11 protein-coding genes and 1 pseudogene are annotated in these 20291 nt (G+C 50.0%); 8 read left to right on the top strand and 4 right to left on the bottom strand.

Features of this window, described 5'->3' with window-relative positions; all coding sequences use genetic code 11:
* Positions 1–205: 205 nt before the first annotated feature.
* The 3 genes from ABUA47_RS11705 to ABUA47_RS11695 form a co-directional block, all read right to left on the bottom strand.
* Complete coding sequence (locus ABUA47_RS11705; RefSeq protein ID WP_196031166.1) at positions 206–1267, bottom strand: fimbrillin family protein; 1062 nt, start codon at positions 1265–1267, stop codon at positions 206–208.
* A gap of 76 nt (positions 1268–1343) precedes the next feature.
* On the bottom strand, positions 1344–2327 hold the full coding sequence (locus tag ABUA47_RS11700) for a DUF5119 domain-containing protein (RefSeq protein WP_196031158.1): 984 nt from the start codon (positions 2325–2327) through the stop codon (positions 1344–1346).
* Positions 2324–3619 (bottom strand): DUF3575 domain-containing protein, encoded by a 1296-nt coding sequence (locus ABUA47_RS11695; RefSeq protein WP_196031159.1) that lies wholly within the window; start codon positions 3617–3619, stop codon positions 2324–2326. The genes ABUA47_RS11700 and ABUA47_RS11695 overlap by 4 nt, the downstream gene beginning before the upstream one ends.
* Before the next feature lie 223 nt (positions 3620–3842).
* Here ABUA47_RS11695 and ABUA47_RS11690 point away from each other — a divergent pair, with 223 nt between their 5' ends.
* A complete protein-coding gene (locus tag ABUA47_RS11690; RefSeq protein WP_005800233.1) occupies positions 3843–4721 on the top strand; it encodes an AraC family transcriptional regulator in 879 nt (292 codons plus the stop codon).
* A gap of 217 nt (positions 4722–4938) precedes the next feature.
* Here ABUA47_RS11690 and ABUA47_RS11685 read toward each other — a convergent pair whose 3' ends face one another.
* Positions 4939–6141 carry a site-specific integrase gene (locus ABUA47_RS11685; protein WP_005800235.1) on the bottom strand — a complete coding sequence of 401 codons (1203 nt, stop codon included), beginning with the start codon at positions 6139–6141 and terminating at the stop codon, positions 4939–4941.
* 282 nt (positions 6142–6423) lie between these two features.
* Here ABUA47_RS11685 and ABUA47_RS11680 point away from each other — a divergent pair, with 282 nt between their 5' ends.
* The 7 genes and pseudogenes from ABUA47_RS11680 to ABUA47_RS11650 all read left to right on the top strand — a co-directional run.
* Positions 6424–7587: a clostripain-related cysteine peptidase gene (locus ABUA47_RS11680; RefSeq protein WP_196031160.1), complete on the top strand. Its 1164-nt coding sequence runs from the start codon at positions 6424–6426 to the stop codon at positions 7585–7587.
* Positions 7588–8736: 1149 nt separating this feature from the next.
* The gene (locus tag ABUA47_RS11675) at positions 8737–10065 is read left to right on the top strand and encodes a DUF3945 domain-containing protein (RefSeq protein ID WP_032846520.1); all 1329 of its coding nucleotides are present in this window, start codon (positions 8737–8739) and stop codon (positions 10063–10065) included.
* 26 nt (positions 10066–10091) lie between these two features.
* Positions 10092–12191 carry a type IA DNA topoisomerase gene (locus tag ABUA47_RS11670; protein ID WP_122139712.1) on the top strand — a complete coding sequence of 700 codons (2100 nt, stop codon included), beginning with the start codon at positions 10092–10094 and terminating at the stop codon, positions 12189–12191.
* 38 nt (positions 12192–12229) lie between these two features.
* The gene (locus ABUA47_RS11665; protein WP_014298776.1) at positions 12230–12697 is read left to right on the top strand and encodes a DUF1896 domain-containing protein; all 468 of its coding nucleotides are present in this window, start codon (positions 12230–12232) and stop codon (positions 12695–12697) included.
* Positions 12687–17105: pseudogene (locus ABUA47_RS11660) on the top strand (N-6 DNA methylase); the annotation flags it as partial. The gene ABUA47_RS11665 and the pseudogene ABUA47_RS11660, both read left to right, overlap by 11 nt.
* Before the next feature lie 677 nt (positions 17106–17782).
* Entirely contained in the window at positions 17783–19450 is a 1668-nt protein-coding gene (gene ltrA, locus ABUA47_RS11655; protein WP_004323414.1) for a group II intron reverse transcriptase/maturase, read from the top strand.
* A partial coding sequence (locus ABUA47_RS11650; RefSeq protein ID WP_410520182.1) for a DNA methylase occupies positions 19434–20291 on the top strand: 858 nt, incomplete at its 3' end. The genes ltrA and ABUA47_RS11650, both read left to right, overlap by 17 nt.

Here is a 20291-nt window from a genome sequence, read left to right as displayed (position 1 = left end):
TTTCTTGTTTTTCACGTGCACGGGAGGCCCTTGCACGCTTGTTTGTGACCGGGAAGGGACAGAGCCGGAAACCGGCTTTCACCCCGGTTTCGGCTCCCCGACGAATCTTCAAGGCAAAGACACCGTGATGCCTATGAAGATATCGGATACCGGTCCAACCCCGCCCGGCCTGTTTCATCCGGCCGCCATGCGGCCGTCCGATTCTTTACATGTCAACATCCTTCGTTTCTTCTACCCACTCTGTTACCTGAACCGTAAACTTGATGGCGTTATTTCCCAGGATGTCATCGCCAGGCTTGAACGGATCGGTCGGGTCAGAAGGATCTCCTTTTTCGGGATCAACCTTGCCGGCACCGCTTGTGAAATCGAGTGTGTAAACGTATTTCTTGCCGGCCTCCCAATTCGTGTTGATAGGCACGGCAGCCCAGTCGTAGTCACCGACAATTTCAGCCGGATAGACACGGGCACCGGCTTTGGTGGTTATCTGGAGTTTTACGGCCAGGTAAGCACCCTTGCCCGCATTGGGCTTATCCCCGGCAGCATCCCATGCTGTAAGCTGCTGCGGGATCAGCATGGCGCTGCCTCCCATTCCCATAAGCGATTCGGGCGTTCCGTTCAGCGTTATTTCACCGAAATCAGGCACTGTATAGTTGACCTTATCCGTTTCCAAGTTCCAGCTTTCAGTACCGAAATCGAATGTCCCCTTCGATACCGGCTGTCCGATACGCACGGCCACCACCTTGTAACGGTAAGCATCCTGGTCGTTCTTGGCCTTGATCTCGATCTGGGAAAGTTGATGTTTGAAAGTCAAGGCAACACCGGCTGACTCGTTGACCGACTTTTTACCGGTAGCTTGGCAGGACACAAAGTCCTTCTGGTCGGCGATAGTCGTTTTAGGAGAAAAATCGGCGAGCGTCTTGGTTGCATTGGTGATTGTCACGGTACCGCCCAGATCACCGCTCGAAGGCGCGTAGGCGAAGAATTTGAGTTCGCTGTCGTCGTTCGGCCAATAATAGGAGGTAGTGGATTTAAAAAAGTTATCCACGTCTTTGGTGAACTGCTCATCAGTAAAGAAATTGGCATTGTTCTTGTCAAGGGCCGTCACGAAAATGTCAGTGAGGTTAGCCGTTACCGTTTCTGTGGCGCGGGTTGCCATTGCACCACGGAAATCGATTGCAGCACCACGGTTGACAGCTGTCTGTTCGTCTTTCGAACAGGATGCCATGGCGAGAGCCGCCACGGCAATGAATAAAAATTGCTTTTTCATAAAAATAAAATATAAAAATTAATAAATGAATGAACTATATATTCTCTCGTCTTTGCTTGAAGGACGAAGGGAAAGACTACATCTCTATATCTATCGGCACGGTCTGCCAGTCCTCGACCTCGGGTTGGAAACCGCCGCCGTTGACGATCGGTTTGGGCAGGGGAAGCCCGTCCAGGACGATATGCACGTTGCGCGGGTCCGGAGCCGAGTGGATTTGATCCGTCACGTCATAGGTGTAATACCACTTGCTTCCATCGGCCAGAACGGCATAGACAGTCAGCGTATGGTTGTTTCCCGTCTTATGGCCGAAGGTGAGCAGACCGCCCGTGATGACGGTTTTCTCCCCGTCCTTATCCTTGCCGGTAACGGCATCGAAGGGGATTGTCACACGCTCTCCCGTAAGGGCATCGGCTCCCGCACCGGGCAACAGACCTCCCGCCAGGCCCGAGATCGAGCTGCCGACCCCGGAGACGTATTTCAGGTTTTTGGCATTACGGATCTCGACCGTGTAGCGGCAGACTGACACTGCCGGGTAAAGCGTGATCGTCGGCGCGGCTGTTTCCTGATTCAATCCGATACCCTCCGCATGGTCACTCCACAGCATGTCGGGAGGCAGCACGATACGCTCATCCTCCGTACCTCTGGCACGGGGTACACCGGCGGACCGCACACCCAGTGCGGAAAGGCCCGATAACAGATCGGCCGTGCGGGTGGTGACCTCGAAAGTCGTTTTCGATCCGGTATTGCGATAGGTGACGTTCTCCGTGTCGCTGTTCAGGCAAAATGCATCGTAATGCCCGACAGGAACGCGGATGATACCGCCGTTACGGTCCGTGAACTCGTAACGCAATGCCTCCCCGCCATGGGTCGGGAACAGGTAGAGCGACATGGACGCGGGGGCGGCATCCGGAGCCTTCCGCCAGTCGAAGACAACCTTCACGTTGACCACATGCAAGCTGTCATGGCACAGATCCTTGTGCTCGCAGGAGGTCAATGACAAGACCGCCAGAACAGCGATGGCCAGCAATACATGGTTCATACGTTCCAACATCCTTTTCATTGTCCGCCTCCTTTCTTGTCATTATAATTACCACGTCCCAGAAGCCACACGAGCGAAACCTCCGCTTTCGTGGGCCCGAACCAGTGGCGCCGCCTGGTCTCTCTCCAGACATACCGGCCGCCATCGGGAACGTATGTATGGTATTCGCCGCCCCAGTAGCCCGCGCCGATGACGAAATCCAGGTTCAGGCGACGGCCCACGGGCAACGAGTAACCGTACTCCACACCCACGGCGTAATTGCATTTTTCCCAGAGGGAACCACCCGGCTTGCCGCCCATGTAGCCTTTTCCTCCTGTCTCGAAATCGTACGTGAACAACTGCCCGTAAAAGCCCAGATGGTGTCCTGTAAGCGGTTTTTCCGCCGCGCGGCGACCGAAGTATTTGCGTACGTCCAGCTCCCCGCCGTACAGGCGCCAGTAATTATGGCGCTTATTGCTGTTCCACCAGGCGTACATCCAGTTGCCGCCGACCGTCCAGCCCTTGCCCAGGTAGAGCTCCACGCCGATATTCGGGACGAGAAGGGCATCGTAGAGCAGGTTTGTCTTGAGTCCCATGTAGAAAGCTTTGGGAACATCGGCAACGGGAACGGCTGCCTGTACCGTGTCGCGGATGACGACGGTCCTTTCAATGGTATCACGGACGACGACGGTATCCCTTGGTTCCGCCTGTCGGGGCAGAACGACAGTGTCCCCTTCCATCCCTTTGGAGACCGGTTCGAACTCGCATTCGATTACGGAACAATTACGCAGTTCCGGAAAGAAATGTTCTGCCATATAATGCCATACGCGGCCACCGCGCAGATTCATTAGCTGCCGCTTGCGGGAATCGACGACGACTCCGTTACGGGTCACCCACTCGGGAGTATCACGAAGGATACGGAGGGCCTCCTCGCGGTAGGGCATGTCGGAAGCCTTGACAAGTGAGGCAAGCCCCTCCCAGTCATTCCCCGAAGAGGTGCATGCGAATACCGAATCGGGGACGGGAAGGCGTTCCAGGATAAGGCCCCGCAAGGACGCGAGCCGTTCATCGGACAGGCGCCTGTTTGAGGCGGAATTTCCCTCGGGCGACGATCCCGAGCGCATACTGATACGGCGCAGCACGGAATGGGCCTGCCGGGAACGGATGCCCGAGAGAAGCGAGTCCAGGCGGACACCGTTGTCCCGGTAGGAAAGATCCGGTGTGGAACTGCCCACGGGAAAGTAGAGCCGGCAATGCAGGGTATCACCGCAGCAAAAGGCCGGACAGAAAATACCGAGGAACAGGGTCAAAACAAAAACTCTTTTTAAATCCATCTGCAAAAAAGACTAATAAATTATCTACTTAAAAGCCAAGCAATAGTTTCCACTCTCCATGACAGAGAGTGGAAAAAAGAATAAAATAGCGTAAATAGAGCTCAAAAAGGGGACTTTGTATGAAATAAGATGAAAAAAAGATTGGATATAGAACATATATAAAAGATAAATACGCAGATAAGCAATAACATAACCTTATATTTTTTACTAAATGGCAGAAACAATGCGAATATTATATTTGAAAGGGGATACCCCCTGTTACAATTATCCAAAATGCATCCGGGAAGGATTTTCATATTACAAATTTTGTAAAATAGAAATGGATGAAGATCCCAATGAGACTGATTGTATTTGGTTTGTAACGGAAGGAGAACTGGAGGTATCCTGCAACGGAGAAAAAACAAAGATTTTAGCCGGTAATATGATTTGTTTCAGCAGGGGAAGCATATGCAGGATATTCTCACGGGGAAAAGCGACTGTTGTCATTGCACAATTTGACAACATCGTCCAAAGTTGTGAAAAGATATTATTCTCACAGCTTAACAGTCTGAGTTTCCCGGGTGAAAAAGCAATATATCCACTTGAAATTAGAACCAGATTACAAATGTTTCTCAAGCTTTTAATAGGCTATCTGAAGGATGGAGCCAATTGCGTTCATTTTCATGAAACAAAGCTGAAAGAGCTGTTCTGGAACATACAGTTTTATTATACTAAAACGGAACAAGTTTCCTTTTTCCGTCCTATATTGGGGAATGAGCATGAATTCAAAAAGAAGGTGCTTGATAATTACAGAAATGCCAGGACAGTAAAGGAACTTGCCCGCCTATGCGGAAGTTCTCTTTCTACTTTTAACAGGAAATTTTTAAAAGAGTTCAGAGAGCCTGCGAGTGAGTGGTTGCAGAAACAAATAAACACTATTATTAAATATAAATTAGCTGATGAGGATATACCGATAGGGAATATAGCTGATGAATTACATTTTTCTTCACATGCCCAATTTTGTAGATACTGTAAAAGGAACTTCGGATATACTCCCGGAGAATGGAGAAAACTACTGAAAAATAGTGATAAAACTCCAGAGAGGCTATCCGGAAGAATGTAATTGAGTGAAAAAGATAAAAAAAAGACTTGTTATGATAATTATAGTTAATTGACATCTGTCTAACTTTGCGACCGAAATTTCAATGTTGTCATAATATTATTTTTTGCAAATAAAAACAGCCTATTAATAGGCTTTCCACTCTCTGTCATGGAGAATACAAGAGCATGCTTGCAAATATATCATATCCCCAATTAAATAGGACACCATAACTATAAAATTAACATATATTATCTGCTATGTGATTATTCACTTCGTCCAGTACCGACCGGTCAAGTTCCTTCAGATAAATTCTGGTCACTTTCTCCGAAGAATGCCCCAAACATTCACTGATGGTATGAAGCGGGGTACCGTTTTCACGGGCCATTGTTGCCCAGCAGTGACGGGCAGCATGCAGACGCAAAGGAATATTTATATCGATTCTTTGGGAAATCTTTTTCAGTGCATACCTTATCTTGTTATAAGCTTTTTTATACCCCGAATAAGGAGTTTCAGATTCATCAACCAGAGGGAAAAGATAGTCACCCGAAGTATCTCCATACCTTTCCAGCAAACTCTGTATCTGCCGGTTAATACCTATTTCAAGCAACTGGCCGGTCTTCTGCCTTCTATAGCGGATTACCCCGGGAAAAATATCGCTCTTTTTTAGAAAAGCAATATCTACGAATGACATTCCGCGAGTATAGATACTGAACATAAAAACATCTCTGGCCAAGCATTCCGGTGTTCCGACTGAAAGTGACAGGTTGGCAAGAGACTTCACCTGATTCATAGGAAGACTTTGTTTGACGGTCTTTTCAGACCGGATTCTGATATTGCAAAAAGGTGAAGGAAATACCAGATTCAATTCAAGACATCCACGCCTGTATACCGCTTTCATATTATGTAAATAAAACCCTATCGTATTCTTGCCCACACCGGCCTCCAGGAGAGTGTCACGATACTTAATGACAAGGCGGGAAGAAAGATGTGCAAATGGAAAATCAGTCTTACACAAATGTTTTTGCATGGAATGCAGGGTCGCCTCATACGCTTTTGCCGTCCCTTCATGCCCGGTGTCGAAAAGCACACGGATTCTCTCACGGAAATAGCTGTAAAAACCCACTTTACCAGTCAGGGTTTCATAGACTCTGGCTATATCACATGTCGTATATTCATTACCCTCCCTTTCCAATATGCCTATGGCTTTATCCAAGATTTTACAAATTTTCCGGCATGTACGGTTCATGCGTCGGACAGTTTCCATGGTATATGCACCATTAAAGAGTACTCGTCCGCTAAAAGAATCAAACTCACAGGGGGTAATGCTGTATCCTGTATAAAAAACTTTCTTTTTCCGTTTATGAAGGACCTGCACAGCCAATGGATAGGCCCCGCGACTATTACACCGCCCCTTTACTAATACCGTTTTTACTGTTGCCATAACTATAAATACATTACAAATGATTATATGAATTAACTGTTTGCATAAAAAAATGCAAAAATCGCATGAAAGAAGCAAAACAGCAAACAAAACACCATATGAATCGAATTGGGTAAGTTGATATTTTATCAACAATGTTAACTGTATTAAAATATGTTTCCAGGTAGAATTGCAACAATTTGAAACAAGCTATTACTGTTTTCGACTTAAATTTCTAAATTTGCAGTCATAAAAGATTTTTGGCAGAATAAAAGTGAGTATAAAATTATAAATAAAAGTTATATGGGAATCAAGAATCTAATAACACTCTTATCTTTTTTATTCGTCTTATTCTCCTGCGAAAAAGAAGAATTTGAACCGGAAATTAATCAAAGAACCACCTTTATGTATTTCCCATGGTCCGAGGATTTAATAGACTATTTCTATAACAATATTTCTGATATGGAATATGCCATAAAAGAAACAAGCTTGAAGAATGAAAGAGTGATTGTTTTTCTTTCTACAAGTTCCATCAAAGCCCAAATGTTTGAAATTATTCTGAAAAATGGAAATTGTATCCATTCCATTTTGAAAGAATACGAAAATCCCCAATTTACCATAGAACCTGTATTAACAGATATTCTCAATGATATGAAGACATTTGCCCCGGCAAAGTCCTATTCCATGATTATAGGTTGCCATGGTATGGGATGGCTGCTTGTTAATGGCAGCAAGTCAAGAATGTTGCAGGATTTCAGGCATCACTGGGAATACAAGAATGTACCTCAAACACGTTTCTTTGGCGGGCTATCCGCCGAATACCAAACAGATATAAAAACCCTTTCCAACAGTATAAAAAATAGTGGATTATCTATGGAATATATCTTATTCGACGATTGCTATATGTCCTCCTTAGAGACTGCGTACGAGCTACGTCATATAACAGATTACATAATAGCTTGCCCCACGGAAATAATGGCATTCGGCATGCCTTATTCCACAATGGGAAAACATCTTTTATCAAGAGAACCAAATTATAAGGCGGCATGTGATGCTTTCCATCAATTTTATTCCACCTATCAATATCCTTATGGAACTTTAGCCGTAACAAACTGTAGCGAATTAGATAATTTGGCGGCACTGATGAAACGAATAAACCAACAATACATATTTGATAATACCCAAGAAGGTTTTGTACAGCCTATGGATGGATACAGTCCTGTTATTTTTTACGATTACGGGGATTATGTAAAAGTATTATGTAAAAACGACAGCACTCTGCTGTTACAATTTTCTGAAACTTTAAACAAAGTAGTTCCTTACAAAACACACACAGAAAAATATTACTCAGCAAGCCGTGGTGCAGTGCCAATAAATTCATATTCTGGAATAACAACATCTGAACCAAGCCATAATGTTAAAGCAAATGATTATAATCAAACGCTATGGTATCAGGATACTCATTAAAATTATTCCCGGCATCTCGTCAACTACATATATAGTGATAAAATGACAAAGTGGATAATCCACCAAAAAAAATAACATTTTTTCTTATTTACCGAAAACCAGCCAACAAATCATAAACTATTTGTCTGGGGCACAAAGATCAAAAATACAGTACGAGCAAACCGAATAGAGGATCTTTGTGCCCCGGAGGATGAAACCTTCCCTTACAAATTGGCATGTGGAGTTAGCTCTATGGAGGAAAATAGAAAAATACGAGATTCGGCTTTGAAGAATCTTCCCCATGTGTCAGATACAAAATTTATTTCGAATGCAGAGGCACACTACCCGCCAATATCTTCCTAAACACTCTATTTGCCGTCTAAACGTCCAATTGATTGATCAATCAATATTGATATGCTTCCGAAAGAAAAACGTTTCAAAATTTCATATTTTCAGAAAAGCTGGTATTTTTGCCTGTGAAAAAGTTTTCCAATAGTAATGCAACACAAAATGATAAAAATAGGACGGTCGCTAAAACATTACTTTTTTCTATAATCCGATACTAAAACAACAAATATTCAAATAGTTGAATAAATCAATCACTGTTTGAAATAAAAAGTTGTATAAATAAAAAGGCAGAAAAGCTGTGAGAATCTCCCATTGGTCAATAATTAAATACAGACAAAGCAACAATAGCCATCCCCAAAATTACAGTATGGTACTACCCTGATAAATAAGGCAAGGATATATTTGCTGTTGTTTAAGCATTTATTCTATTAACTATTCTTAGTTTTATCTCGAAGGAAAACATTTCATGACTCCCGGAAAAGTCACAATATCAAAAAAAGCTGGCCGATACCCATGGGATACTTTTCTTGATAATCCTCCTACCCCACCGTATTCTCTGTCATGTACTCAAAAACGGGACCGTTCTTTTCCGGCCCGCCGTTCGGATCATCTAAAATATCCGATGAATGATTCTTCCGCAACGTCTTGATGTTGCCTGCGATGTATAAAACGAATCACACAGAATAGGAAACAGGAGACATTTCATGCCAACCGGTAGCCACTTGTACCCGATCGTCACGTTCCCTCTCGTCCTACAACCACTTAAGCCTACCTTCGTACCGCAATTAACTTTATTGTTTCACAATTTAATCCGATTGATTTATGGACAATCTCAAAGATTTCAAGAACGAGGCATTGGTAGTCACCAACGCCTCCGACGGTAACACGCCGCACATCGTTCAGGGTATTGAGCCTGACGGTTCACTCCGCACCAAACCGCTGGCACAGGCAAAGCCCTCCGAGACTTTTCTGCACATCGACCGCAACGAGTCCGTGATCGGGACGTTTTTCTCCAACATGAACCGCCAGTATGATCGACCGTCGGACTTCCGCTTCTACCACCTGCCGGTGGAAATGTTATCCGCAGCCAAAGAGCTGGTGGAAATATTCAAGTTTCCCAAAGAGAACGAACAGCTTCTTTCCAGTTACGCCATTGACATCCGGCAACCGGCACAGGAGCAGAGCATCACAGGCGACACTCCGCAACAGACCACCCGTTGGGGAGTGGACGAGGTGGATTGGCAGCAGCTCGCACGCATGGGCGTAACTCCCGAATCGTTGGGCGAAACGGGCATACAACGCCTGCTGAACGGCCACGAGTCCGCAGTCCTCGACATCAGGATCTCCTTCGAGGGTATCGACTTTGAAACGCCGGCCTGCATTCGTCTGGTGGAATCAGCCGGCGGCAAACCGGTCCTGAACGTGGAATGCTGCAAGCGGTATCCCGAACTGGACCGGCCGTACATGGGTACGGAGCTTTCTCCCGAAGTGAAAGAGAATCTTTCCAGGAGCAACAATGCCGGTTGTGTCGTTGAGCTGGAACTTGCCAGAGGAGTGCGTGAATCGTGTCTGCTCTCGCTCAATCCCAAAACCAACCGCCTGCACCATGTTCCGGTCAGTGAAATCACCATACCGCAGGAAGTGAACCGGGTACGACTCTCCGACGACCAGACCACAAGGCTGGCACGGGGCGAGTCCGTGCTGGTTGAGAACATGTGGTCCGAAAAGAAACAGGGATATTACGACGCACGCCTCCAGTATAACGTCTGCAAGGGCGGCTTCACTTATGACTTCAGGGGACTGAATCGCAAACAGGCGCAATCAGAGACACAGATGCGAAGCCGTGAACTGGTCATACCACAGGTGCTCAAAGGCGTCGGGCTGACACCCGAGGTACGGGAGAAGTTAGCCGCCGGCAAGACAGTCCATATCAAGAACATGACCGACAACGAGGGAAACTTGTTCAGTGCTTTCGTCCGTGTCAACCACGAGCGGGCAAAGTTCGATTTCTTCAAATGGAACCCGGACAAGAGCAAAAAGCAGGGACAGTCGCAACAGGCGGCCGTCCGTCAGGACAGCACGAAGCCGGAAAACACCGTCAGCCAGAACCGCCCGGTACAGAAAACCGATAAGAAAGGAGTATCCATTTAACCATTCACATAAATAATACATTATATATGAAAGTTATCATTGCAGAAAAGCCCAGCGTGGCGCAGGCCATAGCGTCCGTAGTGGGCGCACGCCAACGGAAAGAGGGGTATCTAATGGGGGACGGATATGCCGTGGCATGGGCATTCGGGCATCTGGTCGGTCTTGCCATGCCCGAAAGTTACGGTCTCTCCGGTTTCCGTCGGGAACACCTGCCCATATTGCCACAAGAGTTCAGGCTTGTTCCCCGTCAGGTGCGAGAGGGTAAGGCTTACAAGGACGATCCCGGAGTCGTCAGGCAATTGGGAGTGATCCGGGAGCTGTTCGACAGATGCGAATCCATCATCGTCGCCACCGACGCTGGTCGTGAGGGTGAGTTGATTTTCCGTTACGTGTACAACTATCTCGGTTGTACCAAGCCCTTTGCCCGTCTGTGGATCTCTTCGCTCACCGACAAGGCCATCCGTGAGGGGTTGCAAAATCTTAGGGAGGGAAGTCTTTACGACAACCTTTACCTCTCCGCCAAAGCCCGCAGCGAGGCGGACTGGCTCGTGGGCATCAACAGTTCTCAGGCACTCAGCCTTGCCGCCGGACAGGGCGTGTTCTCCCTGGGACGGGTGCAGACACCCACATTGGCGATGATCTGCTCACGCTACCGGGAGAACAGGCAGTTCGAGTCCCGGACATATTTCCGGATAAAGGTTTCGGTCTCTAAAAACGGCATCGACTTTTCCGCACTCTCACAGAACCGCTTCGATGATCTTGATTCGGCCACTGCCAGGCTTCGTGAGATTAAGGACGGCGGTATGCTTGCCGTCACTTCCGTAGAACGCAGGGAGGCCGTTCAAGAGCCGCCGCTGCTCTATGACCTGACCGCCTTGCAGAAAGAGGCCAACAGCAAACTGGACTTCTCCGCAGACAAGACGCTCACGCTTGCGCAAAGCCTGTACGAGAAGAAAGTGCTAAGCTATCCACGTACCGGCAGCCGTTATATATCCGAGGATGTTTTCGACGAGATCCCCTCGCGCATAATGCTCCTGCGGCAATATCCACGTTTCACCGCCACCGCATCCGTCTTGCCGGACGCACCGCTCAACCGCCGTCCGGTAGATGATGCCAAAGTCACCGACCACCATGCGCTTCTCATCACCGAGAACCTGCCCGAAGGTCTGTCGCAGGACGAGCAGGCTATCTATGAAATGGTTGCCGCACGCCTGCTCGAAGCCTTCTTGCCATGTTGCGTCAAGGAAATGACCGAAGTTGCCTTGTCCGCAGGCGGTGAGATATTCACCCTCAAGAGTGCGGTCATCAAGTCCGCCGGTTGGCGTGCCGTGTGTGGCGAGCCGGAAGAGGAGGCGGAGGAAACCACGTTGCCGGGACTGCAAACGGGTGAAACCCTGCCACTGCTCGCCTCCGAAACAGTGGAGAAACAGACCAAGCCCAAACCACTGCATACCGAGAGTTCACTGCTCTCCGCCATGGAGCATTGCGGCAAAGAGATCAGCGACGAACAACTGCGTGCCGGAATCCGTGAGATCGGTATCGGCACTCCGGCCACTCGTGCAGCTGTCATCGAAACATTGTTTGCCCGTGACTATATACGCCGGGACAAGAAGAACCTTGTGCCTACCGAAAAAGGACTGGCGGTTTACGATACGGTAAAGGACAAAAAGATTGCCGACGTCGAAATGACAGCGGCGTGGGAGAACACCCTCGCCAAAATAGAAACCGGAGAGGCCGATGCCTTCTCTTTCCGCCGGAACATAGAGGTCTATACCGCACAGATCGTTACCGAACTGCTGGCCGCCACCCTTGATGTCGCTCCTTCAGGAGAGCAATGCACTTGTCCCAAGTGCAGGAAGAGCCGCATCCTGTTCTTCGACAAGGTTGCCAAATGCGCCGATGTCGATTGCAGCTTCACCCTGTTCCGTAACAAGGGAGGTAAGATACTGACCGACGGACAGATCATCGAGCTGGCGACCAAAGGCCGCACTCCTCTTGTCAAAGGCTTCAAGAGCCGTGAGGGCAAGAGCTTCGATGCCGCACTGGTGCTTAATCCTGACTTTACCATAAGTTACTCCTTCCCGGACAGGAAACCGCAGGAAAAGAAAAGCGGCAGGAAGAAATAACCCGTCCGAATTGTATCACTTAATAATCCGATAATTATATGAATCAGAATAAATCCAATGTGCCGGTATCCGTAGCGGAAGAACCGGATGAATTATCTTACTACCGTCTTACCCTGTTGTCCTTCCTGCGTGAGTCGCATCCGGACTTGGCGGATGACGGGTCTTTCGTCACCATCCGCAGCGATCAGGCCGCCGAAGCCTTCAGCGCAGCCATCCGTTCCGGCCTGACCTACGACGATGCGGCGCAACAGGCGAACGCCCTGCTTTTTCAGGGGTTGCATTTCTCACCTTTGGACACGCTGGTCACCGTCCTCTGGAACGAGTTCGCCGCCGAAGTCCCCGAAGGCAGCGCACGCAGCGTGGCCTTGCAGTTGCTTCCCGAATGCCGGAAGGCCTTCTCCGGCTATACGCTCTCGGATGATTTCATGTTCAGCCCGGAGTTCGAGCAGCTCTATGACGAGCTGACAGGTACGGTTGTAATCTGGCTGGAAGAGAATGGCTTATAATAAAAAGGCACATCTCAGGGACAATATAGAGGCAATCCGGCTGATGTTCCGTTTGGAGAAGGAACAACGCACCGCCACACCGGAGGAAGCGGGCACACTCGCCGCCTACTCCGGGTTCGGAGGTATCAAGGCGGTTCTTTCCCCTTTCGGGAAACTCACCGACATACTCCGCTGGACACAGGCCGACCGTGAACTGTTCCCCCTGGTTACGGAACTTCACAACGTCCTGCATGACGGAGCCGCTGACGAACGTGAATACAAGCGACTGGTGGAAAGCGTGAAGGCATCCACCTTCACCGCTTTCTACACACCGCCGGCGATTGTCAATGCCATTGCCTCTTCTTTGGGCGAACACGGAGTGTCGCCCGGCCGTTTCCTCGATCCTTCATCGGGAACCGGCAATTTTGTTTCAGCCTTCCAACCGCAATTCCACTCCGCAGCCGGCAACGGCCCCGAAATTGTCGCCTATGAAAAGGATTTGCTTACCGGCCGCATCCTCGCCCGGCTCCATCCCGAAGCACAGGTCAATATCAAGGGCTTCGAGGAACTGCCCCCGCATCGCAACGGCTATTTCGACGTGGTGAGCAGCAACATCCCCTTCGGCGACATACGTGTTTTCGACCCGTCCTTCGACAACGGCACGGCCAGGCGTTTTGCGCTGAACAGCCTGCACAACTATTTCTTCGCCAAAGGGCTGGATGCCGTCCGTGAGGGAGGCATCCTTGCCTTCATCACCTCGCAGGGGGTGATGAACTCCGCTATGGCCTATCCCGTAAGGCAATACCTGATGAACCAATCCCGGCTGTTATCGGCTGTCCGCCTGCCCAACAACCTCTTTACAGATTATGCCGGTACGGAGGTGGGCAGCGACCTGGTCATCTTGCAGAAGGACACACTTTCCCAAAGGGAATACACCCCGCTCGAACGGTCTTTCGTCGAAGTCGGCACGCAGGCCGACGGGACAACACAGAACGAGTATTTCGAGCATACCGCCGCCATTGTGCATACACGTGCCCATGTCGGTACCGATCCCTACGGAAAGCCGGCACGCATCTACCTGCATGACGGGGGTATGGAAGCCATCGCCGCCGACATGAAGTATTTCCTTGACCGCAACCTCTCGGAACAGCTCGACCTGGACCTGTATCTCCGCCATTCACCCGTGCAGGAGTTCCGCAATCTGGTGAGCCGTCCGGCAGAAACCATGTCGCAACGCATCGCACAGGTGCGGGAAATCAACCGGTCCGGTAACATGAACGGACATTCCACTTCAGTGGATCGACAGACGGTACAGGTGGAGCGTGGGACTCTCACGCCGGAGCAACCGTCAGCGGAAGCCCGGCCAACCGCCGCAAAGACCACGCCGGAGCCGGTCATGTCCCTGTACGACCTTTTCGGCTTCACCCAAGAGGAGCGTTCACAGGTCAGAAAAAGGAAAACAAGGCGCAAAAAGGAGGACTCCGGACAATTGTCCCTCTTCGATATGCCGCCGTTGGAGCAACATTCCGCCATGCAGACCGTCCCGACCGAACCGGCTCCCCAAGAGAAAGAGCGGCAGGAGCAGGAACGTCAGGAACGGGAACGCCGCCGGCAGGAGGAAGAGGCCGCACGTCAGGAGCGCATGAAGCCCCGTCCTTATCCGGCCGACCTACAGGGGCACCACCGTAACGGCTCTCTTGTGGACGACGACGGGCAGATAGGCTACCTTTCCGCCATCGGCGAGGCCGCACCGGTATTCAACCCGTTGGATCTGCCCGAACGCCAGCGACGCCGTGCGTCGCTATACATCGAGATACGTGACACCTACCATCACCTGTACGAGAACGAAGCCGCCACCCATGCCGAAAATCCGGCGTTGCGCACCATGCTCAACACCCTTTACGATGATTTCATCCGTCAGTTCGGCAACCTGAACGACAAGAAGAACATCGACCTGTTCCGCATGGATGCGGGCAACCGTGAGATACTGTCGCTGGAGCGTTACATCGACGGCCGGGCGGTCAAGGCCGACATCTTCGACCATCCCGTTTCGTACAACATCAACGAGATCACCCATACCGACGACGTGCACGAGGCGCTCACCGCCTCGCTCAACAAGTATGGCAACGTGAACATGTCGTACATGGAGTCCCTGACCGACAAGTCGCAGTCCGCCCTGTTGGAAGAACTGCGTGGGCGGATATTTTACAATCCCCTCTCGAAGAACTACGAGATTGCCGACCGTTTCATTTCCGGCAACGTCATGGCCAAAGCCGAACATATCGAAGAATATTTGCAGTCGCATCCCGACAACGGCGAGACCCGTATTTCTCTCGAAGCCTTGCGGCAGTCGCTTCCCACGCCCATACCTTTCGAGGATCTGGATTTTAATTTCGGCGAGCGTTGGATACCGGCGGCGGTTTACAGCCGCTATGCCTCATGGCTGTTCGATACAGATGTGTCCGTCCGCTATACCGCCAGCAGCGACGAGTACAGCATCAGGGCCGACATGACCTCCCCACGCATCATGAACCAGTATTCGGTGCGTTCGGAAAGTCGCATCTTCAACGGCATCGCCCTTATGCGCCATGCCATCCACAACACCACGCCCAACATCACCAAAACCGTCTTGGACAAAGCGGGCAACGAGATGAAGATACGTGATCCCGAAGTCACCTTGCTCGCCAACAGCAAGATTGACGAGATCCGTAACGGCTTCTCCGACTGGCTCATGGAGCAGTCACCGGAGTTCAAGCGGAAAATGGCGGACATGTACAACCGCAAGTTCAATTGCTTCGTCCGTCCCAAGTACGACGGATCGCACCAGAGCTTTCCCGGCCTCGACCTCAAGGGCTTGGGCATTCCCGACCTGTACCCCAGCCAGAAGGACTGCATCTGGATGCTCAAGCAGAACGGAGGGGGGATCGCCGATCACGAGGTGGGCGGCGGCAAGACGCTCATCATGTGCTGTGCCGCCTACGAGATGAAACGTCTGGGACTGGCGAACAAGCCCCTTATCACCGGCCTGAAGGCGAATATTCACGAGATCGCACAGACTTTCGCCACCGCCTACCCCAACGCCAAAGTCCTCTATCCCGGCAAGGAGGACTTCACGCCGGAACGCCGTGTCGAGATCTTCCATCAGATGAAGAACAACGACTGGGATGCCATCATCCTCTCGCACGAGCAGTTCGGCATGATACCACAGTCCCCCGAAATCCAGCGTGACATCCTGCAACAGGAGCTGGACAGCGTGGAAGAGAATCTCGAAGTCCTCTACCAGCAGGGTGCGGAAGTAAGCAACGCACAGATCAAGGGCATGGAGAAGCGTAAGATGAACCTTGAGGCCAGACTGAAAGAGCTGCTCCACGAGATCGAGACCCGCAAGGACGACGTGGCGGACTTCAAGCGCATGGGCATCGACCACCTCTTTGTCGATGAATCGCACCGGTTCAAGAACCTGATGTTCACCACCCGGCACGACCGTGTGGCGGGGCTGGGAAACAGCGAGGGCAGCCAACGTGCGCTCAACATGCTGTTCGCCCTGCGTACCATCCAGCAGCGCACCGGCAAGGATTTGGGAGCCACCTTCCTGTCGGGAACCACTATTTCCAACTCGCTGACCGAACTGTACCTGCTCTTCAAGTACCTGCGTCCCAGGGAGTTGGAGCGTCAGGGGATCAACTCCTTTGACGCATGGGCGGCGGTATTTGCCCGAAAGTCCGTCGATTACGAGTTCTCCGTCACCAACGAGGTGGTGCAGAAAGAGCGTTTCCGTTACTTTATCAAGGTTCCGGAACTTGCCTCGTTCTATTCTGAAATTACCGACTTCCGTACCGCAGCCGACATCGGCATCGACCGGCCGGAGAAGAACGAGATACTGCACAACATCCCCCCGACGCCCGACCAGAGGGAGTTCATACAGAAGCTCATCGAGTTCGCCAAGACCGGCAATGCCACCGTACTGGGCCGCCCGCCACTGAACGAGAGGGAGGAGAAGGCGAAGATGCTCATCGCCACCGACTACGCCCGAAAGATGTCGCTCGACATGCGGCTCATCGATCCGCTGTCCTATGGCGACGACAAGGACAACAAGGCCACCCATTGCGCCGATATGATTGCGAAGTATTACAATAAATACGCCGGGCACAAAGGGACGCAGTTCGTCTTTTCGGACTTGGGAACTTACAAGCCCGACCAGTGGAATCCGTACAGCGAGATCAAGCGCAAGTTGGTGGAGGATCACGGCATCCCCGAAGACCAGATACGTTTCATTCAGGAAGCCAAGACCGAGAAGAAACGCAAGGCGATGATCGAGGCGATGAACGAGGGAAAGATACGTGTTCTCTTCGGCTCTACTGAAATGCTGGGCACGGGAGTCAACGCCCAGAAGCGGTGTGTCGCCATCCATCACCTCGACGCACCGTGGGTGCGACATGAAGTCGCATAGATAATTGTTGGAATGATACTTACGGGTATCAGCTTTAACCCGCTGTTCCGTCAGCGGTAGCCTACCGACCGATGCACCTTAATGTTGTATTAAGCGGTCGGGACGAAGTACACTTTCGCAAGACAAGACAGAACCGTGAGGGGAAGTCAAGTACGGTTAGTATCATACCGTAGAGTGGCGAGGCTGGATAGTATGGTTAGCGCAAGCGAACTGTTAGTAAACTTCGTAATGTCACGAAAGAGTGTAAGATACTGGCACACTCTACCCAAAAGGGAAGCGGTCGGTTAATCCTCTCCATGGTAGGATTACACGGATATAAGCACCGCCGGAGGATGAGACAGAACCTAACCTATCCGTTAGTTATCTATGTGGAACATGGTAAGCCTGTATATCTCCTGTCATGTAAAAATGACAGGTAAGCTGACAGCAATGAAAGCCGAATGGTGTGCAGGTATAAGATAACAGAAAAAGCGAATGCCGTTCTGTAATGGAGCGGATACGGATTGAACCGACATCACGGGCTGATGTGGGCGACATCATCCGACACGAAAGTGGGCAGACTTCTGTGACGACATTAGGTAGGCAATCAAACCGAATGTTGTCAAATGGTGATTCTTTACAATTAACTTTTAGAACTTTCAAAAGGAGGAAAGCAAATGAACGAAAACAAGACATCGTGTGCGCCTGCTGACAATCAGCAAACACTTTGGGACAGAATAGACTGGACTAAAGCGGAGTTGGCTGTCAGAAAGCTACAAGCACGAATTGTAAAGGCTCAGAAGGAAGGCAGATACAACAAGGTGAAAGCCTTGCAGTGGACGCTGACCCACTCTTTTTACGCAAAAGCCTTAGCCGTAAAGAGAGTTACTTCTAACGGAGGTGGCAACACCCCCGGAGTGGACATGGAAACATGGGAGAAACCCGAAGCAAAAACACAAGCGATAAGCGAACTCAAACGCAGAGGCTACCAGCCGAAGCCATTGAGAAGAGTCCACATCAAAAAGAGTAATGGCAAACTGCGACCGTTGGGAATACCGACAATGAAAGACAGAGCCATGCAAGCACTCTACCTTATGGCATTAGAACCAGTGTCGGAAACAACAGCCGACTCACGTTCATACGGTTTCCGCAAGGAACGCCGCTGTATGGACGCGGTAATGCAATGCCATAACATTCTCCGAAAAGGCTATTCTCCCGAATGGATTCTGGAGGGTGACATAAAGGGGTGCTTCGACCATATCAGCCATGAATGGCTGCTTGCCAACATCCCTATGGACAAGGCAATACTCCGAAAATGGTTGAAATGCGGCTATATCTTCAACAAACAGATGTTCCCGACAGAGGAGGGAACGCCACAAGGTGGCATTATCTCTCCCACGCTTGCCAATATGACATTGGACGGATTGCAGAAAGTCCTTGCAGAGAAATATAAACGAGTTAGAATCAAAGGTAAGTTATATTCGCCAATGGTGAATCTTGTCCGTTACGCTGATGACTTTATAATTACCTGCGAGAACCGTGAAACACTTGAAAAGGAAATCAAGCCATTGGTAGCCGACTTTATGTCTGAAAGAGGTCTGACCTTATCAGAAGAAAAGACGGTGATAACCAATATCCGTGACGGTTTCGATTTTCTCGGTTTCAACATCCGCAAATTCGGCAATGAAATATTGACCAAGCCGACCAAGAAAGCCGAAAAACGCTTTATGGAGAATATCCGTAAGGTGACAAAAGGTCATAAGGGTTGCAAGCAGGAATCATTAATCAGGATGTTGAATGCTAAAATTCGAGGATGGGGAGCATATTATCAGCATGGGGCGACACGTGATTCTTTTCACAGAATCGACCATCAGATATTTCTCGCCTTGTGGCAATGGGCTAAACGCCGTCATTCCAAGAAAGGGAAACAGTGGATAAAAGACCGCTATTGGCACAATATCCGAGGGAACAGCTGGACTTTTGCGGCTAAGTTCAAGAAATCAAACGGCAAAGAAGACCAACTTACCTTGTTGAAACTGGCATCTTCGTTTCCTTTTCTGCAATATACGCAGATAAAGGGGGACATGAATCCGTTTGACGCAGACTGCCGCCTGTACTTCAATAAAAGAATGAAGTCAAAGATGCTTGTGACGCTGAAAGGACGTAAATCCCTGCTTTACCTATGGGAAAAGCAAGGTCGGAAATGTCCGATATGTGGTGAACCGATTGACACGCATAAGGCATGGAATGTAATGCCGACCGTACAAGACGGACGGAAATGCAATCTGTTGGTTCATGATGAATGTTTCAAATTATCCCGTAAAAACAATGGAAACAAGAAGTAGGATGAGCCGGTCTCTGCACACGAACAGAGACTTTGAAAAGCTTGAGCCGTATGAGGGGAAACCCTCACGTACGGTTCTGAGGGGGGAAGAGGGCAGTAATGCCCTTGACCTACCCGATCGGCCTTCGGACTTGCAGCAGCGGGACGGCCGGGGCATCCGCAAGGGAAACGAGGTGGCCAAACTCTATGCGGACAACAAGGTGGACGTAATAATCTACGCCGTGGAGAAGTCGCTTGACAGCTACAAGTTCAACCTGCTCTACAACAAGCAGCTTTTCATCACCCAGCTCAAGCAGAACAACATGGGCTGCCGTACCATCGACGAGGGAGGCATGGACGAGAAGGGAGGCATACCCTTCTCCGAATACGTGGCGGTGCTCTCCGGAAATACCGATCTGCTCGACAAGGCACGGTTGGAGAAACGGATTGCCGGCATGGAAGGCGAGCGCAAAGCCTTCCAGCGTGGCAAGGGAGAATCACGCATCAAACTGGAAACTTTCCTGGCGAACCGGACAAGCAACGATGACATTATCGCCCGCGTCAGGAAGGACAAGGCCGCCATCGAGAGCCGTATGCAGTACGACAAGGAGGGCAACAGGCTCAACCCATTGAAGATTGACGGCGTGGCAGGCGATGATCCGAAAGTGATTGCCGCCAAGCTCCACGAGATAGAGGACAGGGAACGCACGCACGGCCAGCCGAAGGTCATCGGCTCGCTCTATGGCTTCGACATCGTTGTCAAGACCGACACCACCGTCAAGGACGGTCTGGACTTCTGCGAGAACCGTTTCTTCGTGCGAGGTGAAGGCAACTTCCTCTACAACTATAACAACGGCCGCTTG

This window comes from Bacteroides sp. RTP31139st1_H2_RTP31139_211217, assembly GCF_040227615.1.
Classification (GTDB): Bacteria; Bacteroidota; Bacteroidia; order Bacteroidales; family Bacteroidaceae; genus Bacteroides; species Bacteroides uniformis.
This window is presented reverse-complemented; position numbering and strand designations above follow the sequence as displayed.